Source organism: Mesorhizobium abyssinicae, assembly GCF_049887195.1.
Lineage (GTDB): Bacteria > Pseudomonadota > Alphaproteobacteria > Rhizobiales > Rhizobiaceae > Mesorhizobium > Mesorhizobium abyssinicae.
Genome location: NZ_JARAKC010000002.1, coordinates 203,624 through 219,954, shown reverse-complemented (window position 1 = coordinate 219,954; position 16,331 = coordinate 203,624). Strand labels below are relative to the sequence as shown.

General features: G+C 65.6%; 16 protein-coding genes. 2 read left to right on the top strand and 14 right to left on the bottom strand.

The genetic code is table 11. The features are described from left to right. Nucleotides 1-8 precede the first annotated feature (8 nt). The gene (locus PU724_RS05640) at nucleotides 9-1,520 is read right to left on the bottom strand and encodes a S10 family peptidase (protein WP_127392712.1); all 1,512 of its coding nucleotides are present in this window, start codon (nucleotides 1,518-1,520) and stop codon (nucleotides 9-11) included. A 163-nt stretch (nucleotides 1,521-1,683) separates the two neighbouring features. Here PU724_RS05640 and PU724_RS05635 point away from each other — a divergent pair, with 163 nt between their 5' ends. Beyond that, nucleotides 1,684-2,190, top strand: coding sequence for an OsmC family protein (locus tag PU724_RS05635; protein WP_127286734.1), 507 nt, complete (start codon nucleotides 1,684-1,686; stop codon nucleotides 2,188-2,190). A gap of 2 nt (nucleotides 2,191-2,192) precedes the next feature. On the opposite strand, the gene PU724_RS05630 is transcribed toward PU724_RS05635, so the two are convergent. The 13 genes from PU724_RS05630 to rpsF form a co-directional block, all read right to left on the bottom strand. Next, nucleotides 2,193-2,414 carry a hypothetical protein gene (locus tag PU724_RS05630; protein ID WP_127286733.1) on the bottom strand — a complete coding sequence of 74 codons (222 nt, stop codon included), beginning with the start codon at nucleotides 2,412-2,414 and terminating at the stop codon, nucleotides 2,193-2,195. Between the two features lie 135 nt (nucleotides 2,415-2,549). After that, the gene (locus PU724_RS05625) at nucleotides 2,550-3,182 is read right to left on the bottom strand and encodes a hypothetical protein (protein ID WP_127392711.1); all 633 of its coding nucleotides are present in this window, start codon (nucleotides 3,180-3,182) and stop codon (nucleotides 2,550-2,552) included. A gap of 76 nt (nucleotides 3,183-3,258) precedes the next feature. Then, nucleotides 3,259-4,014, bottom strand: a complete 756-nt coding sequence (locus tag PU724_RS05620; RefSeq protein WP_127310954.1) for an SDR family NAD(P)-dependent oxidoreductase — start codon at nucleotides 4,012-4,014, stop codon at nucleotides 3,259-3,261. Nucleotides 4,015-4,041: 27 nt separating this feature from the next. Further along, nucleotides 4,042-5,523 (bottom strand): amidophosphoribosyltransferase, encoded by a 1,482-nt coding sequence (gene purF / locus PU724_RS05615; protein WP_127287302.1) that lies wholly within the window; start codon nucleotides 5,521-5,523, stop codon nucleotides 4,042-4,044. 133 nt (nucleotides 5,524-5,656) lie between these two features. Further along, a complete protein-coding gene (locus PU724_RS05610; protein WP_127285619.1) occupies nucleotides 5,657-6,337 on the bottom strand; it encodes a CvpA family protein in 681 nt (226 codons plus the stop codon). Nucleotides 6,338-6,396: 59 nt separating this feature from the next. Further along, a complete protein-coding gene (gene radA / locus PU724_RS05605; protein ID WP_127285618.1) occupies nucleotides 6,397-7,815 on the bottom strand; it encodes a DNA repair protein RadA in 1,419 nt (472 codons plus the stop codon). A 230-nt stretch (nucleotides 7,816-8,045) separates the two neighbouring features. Next, nucleotides 8,046-9,536 (bottom strand): replicative DNA helicase, encoded by a 1,491-nt coding sequence (locus tag PU724_RS05600; protein WP_127285617.1) that lies wholly within the window; start codon nucleotides 9,534-9,536, stop codon nucleotides 8,046-8,048. A gap of 219 nt (nucleotides 9,537-9,755) precedes the next feature. Next, nucleotides 9,756-10,724, bottom strand: coding sequence for a small ribosomal subunit Rsm22 family protein (locus PU724_RS05595; RefSeq protein ID WP_127310953.1), 969 nt, complete (start codon nucleotides 10,722-10,724; stop codon nucleotides 9,756-9,758). A gap of 3 nt (nucleotides 10,725-10,727) precedes the next feature. After that, the gene (locus PU724_RS05590) at nucleotides 10,728-11,051 is read right to left on the bottom strand and encodes a YnfA family protein (RefSeq protein WP_127310952.1); all 324 of its coding nucleotides are present in this window, start codon (nucleotides 11,049-11,051) and stop codon (nucleotides 10,728-10,730) included. A gap of 92 nt (nucleotides 11,052-11,143) precedes the next feature. Further along, the gene (locus PU724_RS05585; protein ID WP_135908063.1) at nucleotides 11,144-12,433 is read right to left on the bottom strand and encodes a cyclopropane fatty acid synthase; all 1,290 of its coding nucleotides are present in this window, start codon (nucleotides 12,431-12,433) and stop codon (nucleotides 11,144-11,146) included. Nucleotides 12,434-12,708: 275 nt separating this feature from the next. After that, on the bottom strand, nucleotides 12,709-13,293 hold the full coding sequence (gene rplI / locus PU724_RS05580; RefSeq protein ID WP_127285613.1) for a 50S ribosomal protein L9: 585 nt from the start codon (nucleotides 13,291-13,293) through the stop codon (nucleotides 12,709-12,711). A 216-nt stretch (nucleotides 13,294-13,509) separates the two neighbouring features. Beyond that, nucleotides 13,510-13,758 (bottom strand): 30S ribosomal protein S18, encoded by a 249-nt coding sequence (gene rpsR, locus PU724_RS05575; protein WP_006203718.1) that lies wholly within the window; start codon nucleotides 13,756-13,758, stop codon nucleotides 13,510-13,512. After that, on the bottom strand, nucleotides 13,758-14,249 hold the full coding sequence (gene rpsF, locus PU724_RS05570; protein WP_127311714.1) for a 30S ribosomal protein S6: 492 nt from the start codon (nucleotides 14,247-14,249) through the stop codon (nucleotides 13,758-13,760). Before rpsF ends, rpsR begins: the two co-directional genes overlap by 1 nt. 441 nt (nucleotides 14,250-14,690) lie before the next feature. Here rpsF and PU724_RS05565 point away from each other — a divergent pair, with 441 nt between their 5' ends. Further along, nucleotides 14,691-16,322, top strand: coding sequence for a pilus assembly protein (locus PU724_RS05565; protein ID WP_127393176.1), 1,632 nt, complete (start codon nucleotides 14,691-14,693; stop codon nucleotides 16,320-16,322). Nucleotides 16,323-16,331 lie beyond the last annotated feature (9 nt).

Genomic DNA, 16,331 nt, shown 5'->3' with positions numbered 1-16,331 from the left:
CGCAGGCCTCACTGCGTTGCCTGATAAAGCTCCGCGGCCGCCTCCTTCAGCGCTCGCCTTCCGTCCGCCCTGAAATACATCATGTGGCCGCCCTCGACGACATCGAGGCGGATAGGCTTTGCGTCGGAAAGCGGCGGAACCTGATTCACCAGATAACGCGAGGCGAGATAGGGCGTGACGAGGTCGGTGTAGCCGTTGACGATGACGACGCCGAGCGCGGGGTTGAGTGAACGCGCCCGCTGCAGATCATCCATCACGCCGGCATAGCCTTGCCGCGAGGTGCCGTAGTCCCAATTGTGGGTGACCTCGCCATTGAGCAGCCGGTAGCTGATGTCGGCGTGGAAATTGAGCTCGTCGCGGACATAGCCGACGAAGGCCGAGGTCAGCGCCGGCACACTGCGGTCGAGCACGGGATCGGGTCCTGCGATGCGTCCGCTCTCTGGCGCGATGTCGGCCGTGCCGATCATGCCGTCATACGGGCTCAGCACCTTGCCTTTGGCGCGGGCGAATTCTCGCGCGAACAGGCCGGTCGGGACGCGGGCGAAATTGTGCTGGACGAGCTCGAGCGGCAGTCCGGTGATATCAGCCACGCGCTGGCTCGCCAGCTTTCCGCCTTGTTCCAGCCCGCTGGTCAAAGCGGTGAGGTAGTCGCCCATGGCATAATGCTCGACCTCGGCGAGCCTTTCCCGCAACGCATCCCCGCTGACGCCTTCGCTGCTGAGGCGCACCGCCGCCAGCGAGGGCAGTTCGAGCGCCCAGTGCAGCGGCTCGAATTCGTCCGGCTGCACTAGCATGAACTCCAGCGCCGGAGAGATCAGCACGATGCCGTTCGGGCTGATGCCGACATCCTCCTGCAGCGTGCGGGCAAGCAGCGCCGCACGGAACCCGCCATAGCTTTCCCCGGCAAGGAAAAGCGGCGACCCGGTGCGGCCGTTCTGGGCGAGATAGAGCCGGATGAAGGCGCCGATCGAGCTGGCGTCCTGGCTGACGCCCCAGAAATCGTGCGTGTCCTGGCCGGGCGCCTCGCGGCTGTAGCCGGTCCCGACCGGATCGACGAAGACGAGGTCGGTCATGTCGAGCCAGCTGTCGGGATTGTCGATGAGCTTTTGCGGTGAGGGCAGGAATTCTCCAGCTGCACCGGTCATGACGACGCGCGGCCCGAGCGCGCCGAGATGCAGATAGGCGGAGGCCGCGCCCGGCCCGCCGTTGAACACGAAGGTGATGGGGCGAGGGGCAGCCTTCGCCTCGCCCTCCGATGGCCGCAGCGTGTAGGCGACGTAGAAGATCTCGGCTGTGACATCGCCCTTGCCGGAGAGCAGCGACAGGGTGGCGGCCTTAGCCTGATAGTCCAGCTTGCGCCCGGCGATGGTGATCGAGTGGTTCGTCGTCTGCGGCTGTGGCAGGAGCGACAGCACGCCGCCCGCGGGCGCCGGCCGTTCCGGCGTTTCGGCGAGACCAGCCGGCGCGAACGCGGCAAGCAACAGCAGGGCGAGGGGAACGAGTTTCAGCTTGAACCGCATGACGCCTCCGCGGGAACGACTTCCGCATAGGTATGGCTGAGCCTGTCGAAGTCAAAGGGGGCGTCTCGACACTTGGGTTCCTCGCCTCGCCTAGGGCGGGGGAAAGGAACCCAAGCTGGAATAATGTGCTATCAACCACCAAAGAATATCGAAAGGAGCGCAAATGGACGCGACCGCACTCAAGGCCATGCAGGCGCCGCTGAAGGACGCCTATCGAGAGGATGCCTCGCGCGCGCTGATCACGCTTAGGGCAAGGGGCTCGGTCGACGACCAGTCGATCGCCTGCAAGGTCGAGACGGGCAGGGCGCTGGCCATCGCCGGCCTTCATCCGGCGACCGGCGGCTCCGGGCTCGAGCTCTGCTCCGGCGACATGCTGCTGGAGGCGCTGGTCGCTTGCGCCGGCGTTACCCTGAAGGCGGTGGCGACGGCGCTGGAGTTCAAGCTTGGCAATGCCACCGTGCAGGCGGAGGGGGATCTCGACTTTCGCGGCACGCTGGGCGTCGCCAGGGACGCACCGGTCGGCTTCCGCGAAATCCGGCTCAGTTTCGATCTCGACACCGACGAGCCGCAGGAGCGTATCGATTCGCTGCTCAAACTCACCGAACGCTATTGTGTGGTGTTCCAGACCATCAGCAACAAGCCGCAACTGACGGTCAGCGCACGGCGCTGAAGCTACTGTGCCGAAGGCTCTTCGGCATCCCCTTCGTCGGTGAACGGGGAGGCGCTCGGCACGCACTGCACCGCCCATCCCTGAGGGGTCGGCTGCTTCTGGTATTCGGTGACGGCGTTGGTGCACTGTTCGCGGGTGTCGAAGGTGCTGGGCAGCACCACCATGCCGCCCTGTGGGCCGGCGATCACCAGATACCAGACCAATGCTACGCTGGGAGCAGCCATGGGAATTCCTCACTATGTTGGTGTGGGAGAGTCGGCCGATCCTAGCAACTCCGGGCGAGCGGTGAAAGCTCGCCCGGCCTGCGGTGCATGCGCGCGACATCACAGCCGCGTGATGTCAGCCCCGCTCTCCAGCGGTCATTCGACGGCGAAGCAATAGAACAGGCCGTCGCCGCCGGTGCCCTTCAGCGCCTCCTGGCTGCAGCCGCCACGCGAGGCATGCGAGGAATTCCATGACTTGGCGGCTGCCGAATCGTCGAGCCCGGTGCGGTCGTGATGGCCCATCATGGCCACCCCCTCCGCGCCGCTCATCGTCCAGTCGCCGCAGGTCTGGTCGGCGATCTTCGTGCCGTCGGGTTTCGAGCCGGTCAGCACGTCATGGCGGTTCGGCTTGTCGCCGCGGCCGTTGACCACCTCGCCCTTCTCGTTGAGCGCCGTCTCCTTGCTGATGGCGTTTGCATCGCCATGCAGCGAGGCGACATCGTCGGCGATCTTGACGCCCTTGGCGTTGACCCACGGACCCTTGCCGATGCGGTCGCGCGCATCCTCGGCGCCGGTCGACAGGTAGGCATGCCAGGTCTTGCCCTTGACGCCGGCTGCCTCCGCCAGCGACGCGCAGTGCGCGTCGGCGCCCTTCAGCCCACCGAGATCGGCGCCCTTGCCGGAGCCGACACTGGTGACGAAGAAACTCATCTTTGCGTCTTGCGACAGCGCCGTGCCGGCGGTAGCGGCGGTAAGTGCGGCGGCGGCAACGAGAATAAGTCTACGCATGGCGGTCCTCCGGTTTCGAATGTTCTACATTCGAAGAACGTTGCCGCAGGCGTATTTAATCCGTCTCGAGCTCGGTTTATTCCGGTTGCCGGTAGGTGACGAAGCGGTTGTGCTTGGCCTGGAAGATCAGGCCGGTTTCCTTCAGTTCCGGGCTGGCCAGCGGCACGATGCGCCTGGCGATCTCGGACGGATGCGGCAAGGTCTCCGGATCCTCGCCCGGCGCGACCTGCGCGCGCATGGCGGTGCGGGTGGCGCCGGGATCGGCCGCGTTGACCCTGAGCGGCAGGCCCTGCGTCTCATGCGCCCAGGAGCGCATCATCGTCTCGACCGCCGCCTTTGAAGCAGCGTAAGGCGCCCAGAAGGCGCGCGCCGAGTGTGCCGCGTTGGAGGACATGATGATGGCGCGGCCGGCGTCGGAAAGACGCAGCAGCGGATCGACCGAACGGATCAACCGCCAGGTCGAGGTGACGTTGATGGTCATCACCTTCTCGAAGGTCTTGGCTTCGACATGGCCGATCGGCGTGATGACGCCGAGCACGGCGGCGTTCGCCACGAGGATGTCGAGCTTGCCCCAGCGCTCGTGGATGGCGCCGCCCAGCCGGTCGATGCCGGCCATGTCGGCAAGGTCGAGCGGCACCAGCGTGGCCTCGCCCTTGCCGGTCCTGGCGTGCTCGGCCTTGATCGCATCGTCGAGCTCCTCGAGCCCGCCGACTGTGCGTGCGACCGCGATCACATGCGCGCCGGCGGCAGCCAGTTCCTTGGCCATGAAATAGCCGATGCCGCGCGAAGCGCCGGTGACGACCGCCAGGCGGCCGGAGAGGTCGAGGGTCATGCGAGAGCTTCCGTGAGGTGGTCCGGCCTACGCTCCGCTTGTCGCCAGCAGCGACAGCGTGCGCACATTGTCGTGGCCTTCGAAGTCGAGCAGGCGCGTCGGGTACTGGCCGGTGAAGCAGGCGTCGCAGAACTGCGGCTGGTCGTTGTCGCGCCCGGCCTCGCCGACGGCGCGGTAGAGCCCGTCGATCGACAGGAAGCCGAGGGAATCGACACGGATGAATTCGGCCATCTCCTCGACCGACATGCGCGAGGCGAGCAGCTTCGACTTCTCCGGCGTGTCGACGCCATAGAAGCACGACGCGCTGGTCGGCGGCGAGGCGATGCGCATATGCACTTCCTTGGCGCCGGCGTCGCGCACCATCTGCACGATCTTCTGGCTGGTGGTGCCGCGCACTATCGAATCGTCGACCAGAACCACGCGCTTGCCCTCGATCATGCGGCGGTTGGCGTTGTGCTTGAGCTTGACGCCCATATGGCGGATCGAATCGCCGGGCTGGATGAAGGTGCGGCCGACATAGTGGTTGCGGATGATGCCAAGCTCGAAGGGGATGCCGGCGGCCTGGGAGAAACCGATCGCGGCCGGCGTGCCGGAATCCGGCACGGGCACCACGATGTCGGCCTCGACCGGGTTTTCCTGCGCCAGTTCGGCGCCGATGCGCTTGCGCACCTCATAGACGTTGCGGCCTTCGACCGAGGAATCCGGCCGCGCGAAGTAGACATATTCGAAGATGCAGAAGCGGGTCTTCTGCGGTTCGAACGGGAACAGGCTCTCGATGCCCTTGGAGGTGATGACGACCATCTCGCCGGGCTTCAGGTCGCGCACGAAGCGGGCGCCGATGATGTCGAGCGCGCAGGTCTCGGAGGCGAGGATCCAGGCGCCATCGAGGTCGCCCAGCACGAGCGGGCGGATGCCCAGCGGGTCGCGGCAGCCGATCATTTTCTTGGCCGTCATGGCGACAAGCGAGAAGGCGCCTTCGACCTGGCGCACCGCGTCGATGAAGCGCGAATTCAGGTCACGCTCCTTGCTGGTGGCGACCAGGTGCAGCAGCGTCTCGGTGTCGGAGGTCGAGGAAAAGATCGAGCCCTGCTTCTGCAGCGCGCGCTGCACGGTCAGCGCATTGGTGAGGTTGCCGTTGTGGGCGACGGCGAGGCCGCCCTCGGCGAGCTCGGCGAAGAAGGGCTGGATGTTGCGCAGGCCGGCGCCGCCGGTGGTGGCGTAGCGGGTGTGGCCGATGGCGCGATTGCCCTGCAGGCTGTCGATGACGCGCTGCTTGGTGAAGGTGTCGCCGATCAGGCCGACATGGCGCTCGACATGGAACTGACTGCCGTCATAAGAGACGATGCCGGCGGCTTCCTGGCCGCGATGCTGCAGCGCGTGCAAGCCGAGTGTGACGATCGCCGCCGCATCCTGCCGGCCGAAAATGCCGAACACGCCGCACTCGTCGTGGAAATGGTCGTCGGCCTCGGCGGAAAGCACGTCGCCTGCGTCTGCCTTCGAAACTGCCATGGGGGCTCAAGCTCCGCTAAAATCGCCATATAAGGCGATCGCTCGTCGAAAGCAACGCATGCCTTGCGGCGTTCACACCAACGTCAATCCCGGGGAAGCGCCCGCCTTGCCGCGGGCGCCCGTTTGACCGGGATCAGTTTGCCGGCGCCGGGCTGGCGGGAGCCGGAGCCGGCGCGTTGTCGGCCGGCGCTTCGCCTTCGCTGTCGTCGGCCGGCGCATCGGCATCGTCGCCGTTTGCCGGCGGTTCGGCCGCCGGCTGATCGGTCGTCGCGCCGGGTGCCACCGGCGTCTCGGTCGCGGGCGCACCCTTGTGCGTGTATTTGTTGACGAGGTCTTCCGTGTTCTCGGGAAGCAGGCTTTCGAGCTTGGCGCCGATCGTCTCCAGCAGCGGCCGCGACTTGGCGTTGGCGACCCAGCCGGGCGCCTTGGCGCCGGCCAGCCAGTTGAAGAACAAGAGCGCCACCGCGACCACCAGGACGCCGCGCGCCGCGCCGTAGAGGAAGCCGAGTGTGCGATCGAGGGCGCCGATACGGGAATCGATGATCCAGTCGGCGAGCTTCATGGTGATGACCGAAACGACGATCAGCGCGATGACGAAGACGACGCCGGCGGCCGCCGCCATGGCGATCTTGTCATTGTCGACATAGGGCTGAACGTAGGGCAGCACCGGCTTGTAGAAGAAGAAGGCCGCCGCGGCCGCCGCCACCCAGGAGACGATGGACAGCACCTCGCGCGAGAAGCCGCGCACCATGGCAAGCATCGCCGAGACCAGGGTGAAGCCGACGAGAATTCCGTCAAGCAGCGTAATCGGCATGTCCTTCGCCCCACTCCATGTCTTCAGCGCTCGATGTCTTTACCGCTCGACGAGCCGCGTCATTCTTGCTCCTCGGCGCGGTTGCGCCGTGAGCCGGCTATACGCGCCACGAGGTCGGCAAGCTCGGTGGGCTGGAAAGCGCCGGCCCCGATCCCCCCAGCGCCATTGCCACCGACAAGTTCCTCGCTGCCCAAGGGCAGGACCGCACTACCGAAACCCAGCTTTTCGGCCTCTTTGAGGCGCTGCTGCGCATGCGCAACCGGCCTCACCGCACCCGACAGGCTGATCTCGCCGAAATAGACGCAATCGGCGGGAAGGGCAAGACCGGTGAGCGAGGAAACCAGGGCGGCGGCGACCGCCAGATCGGCAGCCGGCTCGCTGATCCGGTAGCCGCCGGCGACGTTGAGATAGACATCATGCTGGCCGAAGCGCACGCCGCAATGGGCTTCGAGCACGGCGAGCACCATCGACAGCCGCGCGCCGTCCCAGCCGACCACGGCGCGGCGCGGCGTGCCCAGCGAAGACGGCGCCACCAGCGCCTGGATTTCGACCAGCACCGGGCGCGTGCCCTCCATGCCGGCGAAAACGGCGGCACCCGGCGACTTCGCATGACGCTCGCCGAGAAAGAGTTCTGACGGGTTGGCGACCTCGCGCAGGCCCTTGTCCGACATCTCGAACACGCCGATCTCGTCGGTCGGGCCGAAGCGGTTCTTCACCGTGCGCAGGATGCGGTAGTGGTGGCCGCCTTCGCCCTCGAAATAAAGCACGCCGTCGACCATGTGCTCGACGACGCGCGGGCCGGCGATCTGGCCTTCCTTGGTGACATGGCCGACCAGCACGATCGCAGCACCGGTGGATTTGGCGTAGCGGATCATCGCCTGCGCTGCCGCGCGCACCTGGGTGACGGTGCCGGGCGCCGAATCGGCGAGGTCGGTCCACAGCGTCTGGATGGAATCGAGGATGACGAGGTCGGGCCGCTTGCCGTCGGCGATGGTTGCCAGGATGTCCTCAACATTGGTCTCGGCGGCGAGCTCGACCGGCGTCGAGGCGACGCCGAGGCGCTGGGCGCGCAGCCGGATCTGGGCAACGGCTTCCTCGCCGGAGACATAGACGATGCGGTGTCCCCTCGAGGCAAGCGCGGCGGCGGCTTGCGTCAGCAGCGTCGACTTGCCGATGCCGGGATCGCCGCCCACCAGCAGCGCCGAGCCGCGCACGAAGCCGCCGCCGGTGGCGCGGTCGAGCTCGCCGATGCCGGAGACGATGCGCGGCGCGTCCTCGATGTCGCCCGACAGGCTGGTCAGCACCACGGCGCGCCCCTTGCGGGCGTTGCGGGTGTTGGCCGGTCCCGAGCCGATGCCGCCGGAGGTGCCTTCCTCGACCAGCGTGTTCCACTCGCCGCAGGCATCGCACTTGCCTGCCCAGCGCTGGTGCACCGATCCGCAATTCTGGCAGATGAACTGGACGCGCGATTTAGCCATGCAGTTGCGCCGTTCGCAGATGGCGGAAGGCTGGCGTTCCCGCCCACCCCCCTCTGTCCTGCCGGACATCTCCCCCGCAAGGGGGGAGATTGGATGTCGCCACCGTTTTCGCCAATCGCCGACGTTGCAGGACAGGGACCGCCGCCAAAGCTGTCGATCTCCCCCCTTGCGGGGGAGATGGCCGGCAGGCCAGAGGGGGGTGTGACGGAGCGCGACTGCGGGTCAAAAAACTACTCAAACCTGTCCGGCAAATGATGCTCTTCCGCGAGGTCGGAGAAGCGGGTGAATTCGCCGTGGAAGGCGAGGCTGACCGAGCCGGTCGGGCCGTGGCGCTGCTTGGCCACGATCACCTCGGCCTTGCCGCGCATCTCGTTCATCTCGGCTTCCCACTTGATGTACTCGTCGGTGCCGAGCTTCGGCTCGCGGTTCTTGAGGTAGTACTCCTCGCGATAGACGAACAGCACCACGTCGGCGTCCTGCTCGATGGAGCCGGATTCGCGCAGGTCCGAGAGCTGCGGACGCTTGTCGTCGCGGCTTTCGACCTGACGCGACAGCTGCGACAGCGCGATGATCGGCACGCCGAGCTCCTTGGCCAGCGCCTTGAGGCCGGTGGTGATCTCGGTGATTTCCTGCACACGGTTCTGCGAGGCCTTGGCGCTGGAGCCCTGCATCAGCTGGATATAGTCGATGACGATGAGGTCGAGGCCGCGCTGGCGCTTCAGGCGGCGCGCGCGGGCGGAAAGCTGGGCGATCGAGATGCCGCCGGTCTGGTCGATGAACAGCGGGATCTTCTGCATGGTCTGCGAGCAGGCGACCAGCTTTTCGAAATCCATCTCCGAGATCTCGCCGCGGCGGATCTTCGACGACGAGATCTCGGTCTGCTCGGAGATGATGCGGGTGGCGAGCTGCTCCGACGACATTTCGAGCGAGAAGAAGCCGACGACGCCGCCATTGGCGGCCTTGAACGAGCCGTCGGCCTGCTGCGCAGGCACATAGGCCTCGGCGATGTTGAAGGCGATGTTGGTGGCGAGCGACGTCTTGCCCATGCCTGGGCGGCCGGCAAGCACGATCAGGTCGGAAGGCTGCAGGCCGCCCATGCGGCGGTCGAGGTCGCGCAGGCCGGTGGCGATGCCGGACAGGCCGCCGTCGCGCATATAGGCGGCGTTGGCCATGTCGACGGCGGTTTTGACCGCGTCGGTGAAGCTCTCGAAGCCGCCGTCGTAGCGGCCGGTCTCGGCCAGCTCGAACAGGCGCCGCTCGGCGTCCTCGATCTGGTCGGACGGCGACATGTCGACCGGGGCGTCATAGGCGATGTTGACCATGTCCTCGCCGACGGTGATCAGCGCGCGGCGCGTGGCGAGGTCGTAGATGGCGCGGCCATAGTCGGTGGCGTTGACGACGGTGACGGCCTCGACGGCGAGCCGCACGACATATTGCGCCACCGTCATGTCGCCGACCTTTTCGTCCGCCGGCAGGAAGGTCTTCAGCGTGATCGGGGTCGCGATCTTGCCCATGCGGATGAGCTCGGCCGCCACCTCGAATATCCGGCGATGCAGCGGCTCGTGGAAATGCGCCGGCTTGAGGAAGTCGGAGACCCGGTAGAAGGCGTCGTTGTTGACGAGGATGGCGCCGAGCAGCGCCTGCTCGGCCTCGATATTGTTCGGTGCCTCGCGATAGAGCGGTTGCTCCGCCACGCCGAATTTGCGCGCTGCCTCAGCCATGATATCCCCGATTTCGATCCCGACCTCTCGATAGCAAGAACGAGATGAGTCGGTGCTGACCTTTCTGCATCACCCGAAGGCCAATCAGCCTTGATGCCCGCTGTTCACAGGAACGGCAAACCGTCCACAGGACAGAATTCCCGTGCCCCGATTCCGGTTGACTCGGCAAGGCCGCGATTCTACGCGAAGCTGTAGAACAAATAAAGAACAAATTGTCATTCAAATATCCAGCGTGTCGCCCCAGTCCAGCCGTCGCGAGATCCTGAACGCGTCGCCGTCGCGCTTGCTGAACAGTGTCTCGCCGGCACTGCCGTCGGGCACGCAAAGCTTGAGCAGCACCTTGCCGGAGCCGGCTTTCGGCGGCGCGATCACGCGCGCCGGGCGCGCCGGCGCCGGCTGCCGCGAGGCGGCGATGTAGATGAATTTCTCGTCCTCCCAGGGGACGTCGGCGTCCTTGGCGAGGCGATGCAGGCGCGAGCGCGCGACGCGGCGCGAGAAATGGCACCAGTCGGGCGGGACGAGCGGGCAGGGCGCCTCGTGCGGGCAGGGTGCCAGCACATGCGCGCCGGCCTCGATCAATTGCCGGCGGACGGCAAGGATGCGCTGCCAGCCGGCCGGCGTTCCCGGCTCGACGATCAGCAGCGTGTCGGCGGTCAACTGCCAGAGTCGGCCAACCAGTTTGGGCAGCGAGGCCGGCACGATCTCGTCCAGCACATAGGCGGCGGTGACCAGATCGGCGGGTTGAAGATCCGTGAGATCGATCGTGGCGTCGCCGGCGAGCCATTCCGTCCTGGCGGCGACCGTCTCGGCGGCCAGCGTCTGGCCGATCTTGCGCACCGCCGCGCTCGCCTCGAGCATCACCGCCGCCTCGAGGTCGGACCACAGGTCGATCGTGGCCCAAAGCATGGTGCCAGGCCCGGCGCCGATATCGAGCAAGGTCCTCGGCTGGAACTCGGGCCTTGCCTCGGCCAGCGCGTCGAGGCTGGCGCGGACGGCGGCATAGGTCGCCGGCAGCCGCGTCGCCAGATAGGCTTTGACCGCCATGTCCTCGGCCATGTGCAGGCGGCCGTCGCGCAGCTCCGCGCGGTAGCGGTCGGACAGCGTCCGCGCCGCCTGCTTGAGCGCCGGCAAGGGCACATTTTCGAGCAGGCGCTCGACGCCTTGCCGGAGCGGGGCGGGGAGTTCCACGCGTCACGCTCCCCGGGGTGCGAGAAGGATGACCGAAGCGCCGGCGATGCAGATCGCCGCACCGGCAAGGTCCCAGCGGTCGGGGCGCACGCCTTCGACCAGCCGCAGCCAGCCGAGCGATGCCGCGATGTAGATACCGCCATAGGCGGCGTAGGCGCGGCCGGCGGCCGATGTGTCGACCAGCGCCAGCAGGAAACCGAACAAAGCGAGCGAGACGAGCCCCGGCGCCAGCCACAGCGGCGACTTCTCCAGCCGCCACCAGGCCCAGAACGAGAAGCAGCCGGCGATCTCGGCAAGCGCGGCGGCGATGTAGATGAGATAGGTCATGAAAAAAGGTCTCGCGATAACGAGACCTTTTTCATGCTTGGGCCGGCTATGGCAAGGATAATGGGCCGATTGGCCGCGATGCCGCCGGCTTCCTACTCCCCGTCCGCCACCTTCCGGCGGCGGGCGGGCTTGGCGACGGTCGGCTCGGGCCGGTGGCCGATGTCGCGCATTTCCAACGCCTTCTCGCATTTGGCCATGTAGTCGCGGGTGACCGGCAGCGTGTCGTTCCTCTTGGCGAGCTGGATCTGGAAGATCACCAGGTCCTGCCAGCGGAAGGCGGCTTCCGAGGCGGCGAGGTAGAATTCCCACATGCGGCAGAAGCGCTCGTCGTAGATCGCCTTGGCCTTGTCGCGGTTGGCGGCGAAGCGCATGCCCCAATGCTTCAGCGTGTCTGCATAGTGCAGCCTGAGCATTTCGATGTCGGTGACGACGAGGCCCGACTTCTCGATCGCCGGCATCACCTCGGAAAGCGCCGGGATGTAGCCGCCCGGGAAGATATATTTGCGGACGAAGGCGCTGGTCGCCCACGGCACGCCGGAGCGGCCGATCGTGTGCAGCAGCATGACCCCGTCGGGCTTGAGCAATGTCGCCGACTTCTCGAAAAAGGTGCGGTAGTGGTTGACGCCGACATGTTCGAACATGCCGACAGAGACGATGCGATCGAAGCGTTCGTTGAGCGAGCGATAATCCTTGAGGTCGAAATGCACCCTGTCCTGCAGCCCTTGCACATGGGCCCGGTCTGTGGCGACGCCGTGCTGCTCGATCGACAGCGTCACACCTTGCACGTCGACGTCGAAGGCCTTGGCGAGATAGAGGCCGAGCCCGCCCCAGCCGGAGCCGATATCGAGCACCGTCTGCCCGGCTTTCAGCCGCAGCTTGGCGGCGATGTGCCGCTTCTTGGCCGCCTGCGCCTCGTCCAGCGTCATGTCGGGCTGCTCGAAATAGGCGCAGGAATACTGCATGTCCTCGTCGAGGAAGAGCCGGTAGAGGTCGCCTGAGAGATCATAGTGGCGCTGCACGTTGCGCCGCGCGCGCGCGGCGGTGTTGATCTGCTGCAGCCGGCGGAAGGCGTGGCGCAGGCCTTCGATCGCCTTCGACCAGGTCGCATCGATGCCGCCGCTGCCCATGTTCTGGAAGGCGATGCGCATCACCCCAAGCACGCCGCCTTCGAGGATATCGAGTTCGCCGTCCATATAGGCTTCGGGTACCGCCAGCATCGGATCGAAGCTGATGGCGCGTTCGGCGTGCTTTGTCTTGATGTGCATGTGCACCGGCTCGCCGCTGCCGTCGCCGAAGGTGACCGTCGAGCCCTTCGGCCCGGTCACTTTGAGATTGCCGGTGCGCACCAGGCGGTCGAGAAGGCGCTTCAAGAGAATATTCATGACCAAATGTCCCCAACGTCAGACAGGATGGCCTGACGCAGGGTCCCGAAATCGCTATCGATTTCGCGGCGGGATCATGCGCCAAGTCAAAGGACTACGACGTCCTTTGTGCGTCCAAAGGACGCGCGACGCTGTAGTCTGCATCAAGATATAGGGGTTCGAAAAGTTCCATTTGGCACAAAAAAGCCCGGGCGCGAGGCCCGGGCGTTGGTCCAGTCGAAACCGGTGGCAGTCAAGGCGTTTCGAGCGCCGCTGTGGCGCTCGATCGTGCCTGGTCAGGCGTTGTCTTCGCCGCCTTCGAACTCGGCGTTCGGGTCGAAGAAGTTTTCCGGCCGCGCATTGTCGTTGATGTCGTCGCCGTAGATGGCTTCGGCCGTCGTCAGCGTCTCGCCCTTGGCCTGGCGCTCGGCCTCGTCGGCGGTGCGGGCGATGTTGAGCGTGATCGTGACTTCGACTTCCGGATGCAGCGCGATGGCCACATTGGTCAGGCCGATGGTCTTGATCGGGTGGTTGAGCTGAATCTGGTTGCGGTTGACCGAGAAGCCTTCCGCCGTCAGCAGGTCGGCGATGTCGCGGGTCGACACCGAACCGTAGAGCTGGCCGGTCTCGCCGGCCGAACGCACGGCCACGAAGCTCTTGCCGTCGAGCTTTTCGGCAACCTGCGAGGCTTCCGACTTGCGCTCGAGGTTACGCGCTTCGAGCTGGGCCCGCTGGCCTTCGAACTTCTTCTTGTTGGCTTCGTTGGCGCGCAGCGCCTTGCCCTGCGGCAGCAGGAAATTGCGGGCGAACCCATCCTTGACCTTGACGGTGTCGCCCATCTGGCCGAGGCGGGAAACGCGTTCGAGAAGAATGACTTCCATGGTTTTGTTCCTTCGTCTTGGCGTCGATCGCGGGGATCGGCGCAGGATTGATCTGGAACAGGTCAGGAAGCAAAGGGGGCGTTGCCGCCGTGTCGCTGTCCTGCCTGTCGCGGCAGTTAGAGGCTTTCGGCCTCAACCCGGGATTTGATGTCCAACCCTGCGGCGCCCGTCGCCGTGGGGAAAGAAGCGGGCGGCTGGCCGCCCGCTTCGGAAGTCTTAGCGAACCACGTAGGGCAGCAGGCCGAGGAAGCGGGCGCGCTTGATCGCCTTGGCGAGCTCGCGCTGCTTCTTCTGGCTGACGGCGGTGATGCGCGACGGCACGATCTTGCCGCGCTCGGAAATGTAGCGCTGCAGCAGACGCACGTCCTTGTAGTCGATCTTTGGCGCGTTGGCGCCGGAGAACGGGCAGGTCTTGCGGCGACGGTGGAACGGGCGCCGGGTCGGGATCTGGTTGATGTCGACCATTATTCTGCACCCCCTTCAGCGCCTTCACGCGGGCGGCGCGGACCGCGCTCGCCGTCGAAGCTGCGCGGCGGACGATCGCCACGGTCGCCACGATCGCGGTCGCCGAACGAACGCGGGCCGCGGTCGCCACGGTCGCGGTCGCCGAAGCCGCCGCGCTCGGAGCGCTCTTCGCGCTTCTGCATCATCGCCGACGCACCTTCCTCATGCGCCTCGACCTTGATGGTCAGGAAGCGCAGCACGTCCTCGGACAGGCCCATCTGGCGCTCCATCTCGTTGAGCGCGGCCGGCGGGCAGGTCAGGTCCATCAGCGTGTAGTAAGCCTTCCGGTTCTTGTTGACCCGGTAGGTGAGGGACTTCAATCCCCAGTTCTCGACCCGGCCGACGGACCCGCCATTCGCGGTGATGACGCCCTTGTACTGTTCGACAAGCGCATCGACCTGCTGCTGCGAGAGGTCCTGCCGGGCAAGGAACACATGTTCGTATAGAGCCATAGTGTATCGGTGCCTTTCTTCGTTTCTCTCCCGGTTCCTCGCGGCTAAAGCCTCTGCAACTTCTCTGACCCGCGAAGCGGGGAAGAAAGGAGCATGACGAGACGGTCGAGAGCGGAGACACGGGAGGCGGAAGCGCTTCTGGCTTCACACGCAGGCTTTCGATAAGCCTGCGGCCCTCCGTTCAGCCCCCAGCAAGGACCGGCAGATTGCGGGGGTCTATACAGCAATTCCCGGGGAAGGCAAGGGAGGACGTCGGTCCTTGCCGTCGCAGTCAGGAAAAAACGCCAACATTCGGGAGCAAGCTATTTTATCGATTTTCCGGTAATCGGGCTTTAACCACCATAAGCGGTTGTTTTGTGTTGTAACCTCAAATTCACGACGAGAAGCGCACGAAATCGGGTGACCGCGCGGGGGCGGTCTGCTTGGCGATCCGGGGGTAGGATGCTTCTCAAGAATTTCTGGCGCTCGAAGCGCGGCAACTTCGCGCTGGTGCTGGCGCTCGGCGTGCCGGCGATCCTCACCGCCGTGGCCTTCGCCACCGATGTCTCGACACTGATGAAGGCCAGGAGCAATCTGCAGAACGCGCTTGACGCGGCCAACCTGGCCTCTTCGCATCTCGGCGACATCGACATCTCGCGCAGCGATGCCTTCAACCGCTATTTCCAGGCCAATGTCGCGACCCACCGCGAACTGTCCAATGCCCAGGCCACGCTCAGCGTCGACAAGGGCGTCACCTACATCAAGACCAAGGCAGTCGCTTCGGCCGACGTCAATCTGAACTTCGCTTTCCTGTTCGGCGACGACAGGCACATCACTGTCGATGCCTCGGCGATGGAATCGAACAACCAGCTCGAAGTCGTGCTGGTGCTCGACAACACCGGCTCCATGGCCGGCGCGCGCATCAGCGCGCTCAGGCAGGCGACCAAGTCGCTGATCGACTATCTCGAGGCGGCCAAGTCGCCGACTCGCCAGGTGCGCGCCTCGCTGGTGCCGTTTGTCACCGCCGTCAACGTCAATGGCCCCGATTTCGACCCGTCCTGGATCGACCTGAACGGCAAGTCGTCCACCAACGGCATCAATTTCCCGGCAGTAAAAGGCAAACGTCCAGATCATATGTCGCTGTTCAAGCAGCTTCAGCAGGACGTTCCGGCCTTGAAGCACACCGGCTGGAAGGGGACCGGCTGGAAAGGCTGCGTCGAGGCGCGGCCGGGCGCCTACAACATCTCCGACACGCCACCCGATCCGTCCAACCCGGACACGCTGTTCGTCCCCTACCTCGCGCCGGACGATCCCGACGTCGCCCGCAAGCCGTCCGCTTCCTACGGCAATTCGTCGACCGGCTACAACAACTCCTATCTTGACGACACAATCGACAAGATCAAGCTGGCGCTGCCGGGCGCCAACGTCCTCGGCATCGACCTTAGTGGCGTTCTCGACGCCAATGTCAGCAAGGTCGCGCGTTATGTTGCCTCGACCAACAAGATCGTGACCGAGACCGGCAACACCATCACCGTCGGTCCGAATCGCGCCTGCCCGACCCCGATCGTCCCGCTGACCAACGATTTCGACAGCTTGCGCGCCGCCGCAGCCCAGATGAGCGAATGGAACGGTTCGGGCACCAATGTCTCGGAAGGGCTGGCCTGGGGCATGCGGGTGCTGTCGCCGCAGCCGCCCTATACCGACGCCACGCCTTGGAAGACCTCGGGCGTCAGCAAGGTCGTGATGCTGCTGACCGACGGCGAAAACGTCGTCTACGGCGCCAGCGGCCAGCCGACCAAGTCGGACTATACCTCCTACGGCTATCTTGGAGGCGGCCGTTTCGGCTCCGACAACCAGACGGCGGCTGCGCGCAATGTCGATGGCTGGACAAAGGATGTCTGCACGCAGCTGAAGAGCCAGGGCGTGCAGGTCTACACCATGGTGCTGCAGGCCGATACGGCGGCCAACCGCGCGCTCTACAGCGCCTGCGCCTCCGATCCGAGCGACTATTACGCCGTCAATGATCCAAGCAAGCTGCCGAACGTCTTCCAGACCATCGCCAGCAAATTTTCGAAGCTGCAGCTGACGAACTGAACGGCGGGT

What these genes read in the sequence shown, in the direction of transcription:
- PU724_RS05640 (WP_127392712.1), bottom strand. Translation starts at nt 1,520, where the DNA reads ATGCGGTTCAAGCTGAAACTCGTTCCCCTCGCCCTGCTGTTGCTTGCC.
- PU724_RS05635 (WP_127286734.1), top strand. Translation starts at nt 1,684, where the DNA reads ATGGACGCGACCGCACTCAAGGCCATGCAGGCGCCGCTGAAGGACGCC.
- PU724_RS05630 (WP_127286733.1), bottom strand. Translation starts at nt 2,414, where the DNA reads ATGGCTGCTCCCAGCGTAGCATTGGTCTGGTATCTGGTGATCGCCGGC.
- PU724_RS05625 (WP_127392711.1), bottom strand. Translation starts at nt 3,182, where the DNA reads ATGCGTAGACTTATTCTCGTTGCCGCCGCCGCACTTACCGCCGCTACC.
- PU724_RS05620 (WP_127310954.1), bottom strand. Translation starts at nt 4,014, where the DNA reads ATGACCCTCGACCTCTCCGGCCGCCTGGCGGTCGTCACCGGCGCTTCG.
- purF (WP_127287302.1), bottom strand. Translation starts at nt 5,523, where the DNA reads ATGGCAGTTTCGAAGGCAGACGCAGGCGACGTGCTTTCCGCCGAGGCC.
- PU724_RS05610 (WP_127285619.1), bottom strand. Translation starts at nt 6,337, where the DNA reads ATGCCGATTACGCTGCTTGACGGAATTCTCGTCGGCTTCACCCTGGTC.
- radA (WP_127285618.1), bottom strand. Translation starts at nt 7,815, where the DNA reads ATGGCTAAATCGCGCGTCCAGTTCATCTGCCAGAATTGCGGATCGGTG.
- PU724_RS05600 (WP_127285617.1), bottom strand. Translation starts at nt 9,536, where the DNA reads ATGGCTGAGGCAGCGCGCAAATTCGGCGTGGCGGAGCAACCGCTCTAT.
- PU724_RS05590 (WP_127310952.1), bottom strand. Translation starts at nt 11,051, where the DNA reads ATGACCTATCTCATCTACATCGCCGCCGCGCTTGCCGAGATCGCCGGC.
- PU724_RS05585 (WP_135908063.1), bottom strand. Translation starts at nt 12,433, where the DNA reads ATGAATATTCTCTTGAAGCGCCTTCTCGACCGCCTGGTGCGCACCGGC.
- rplI (WP_127285613.1), bottom strand. Translation starts at nt 13,293, where the DNA reads ATGGAAGTCATTCTTCTCGAACGCGTTTCCCGCCTCGGCCAGATGGGC.
- rpsR (WP_006203718.1), bottom strand. Translation starts at nt 13,758, where the DNA reads ATGGTCGACATCAACCAGATCCCGACCCGGCGCCCGTTCCACCGTCGC.
- rpsF (WP_127311714.1), bottom strand. Translation starts at nt 14,249, where the DNA reads ATGGCTCTATACGAACATGTGTTCCTTGCCCGGCAGGACCTCTCGCAG.
- PU724_RS05565 (WP_127393176.1), top strand. Translation starts at nt 14,691, where the DNA reads ATGCTTCTCAAGAATTTCTGGCGCTCGAAGCGCGGCAACTTCGCGCTG.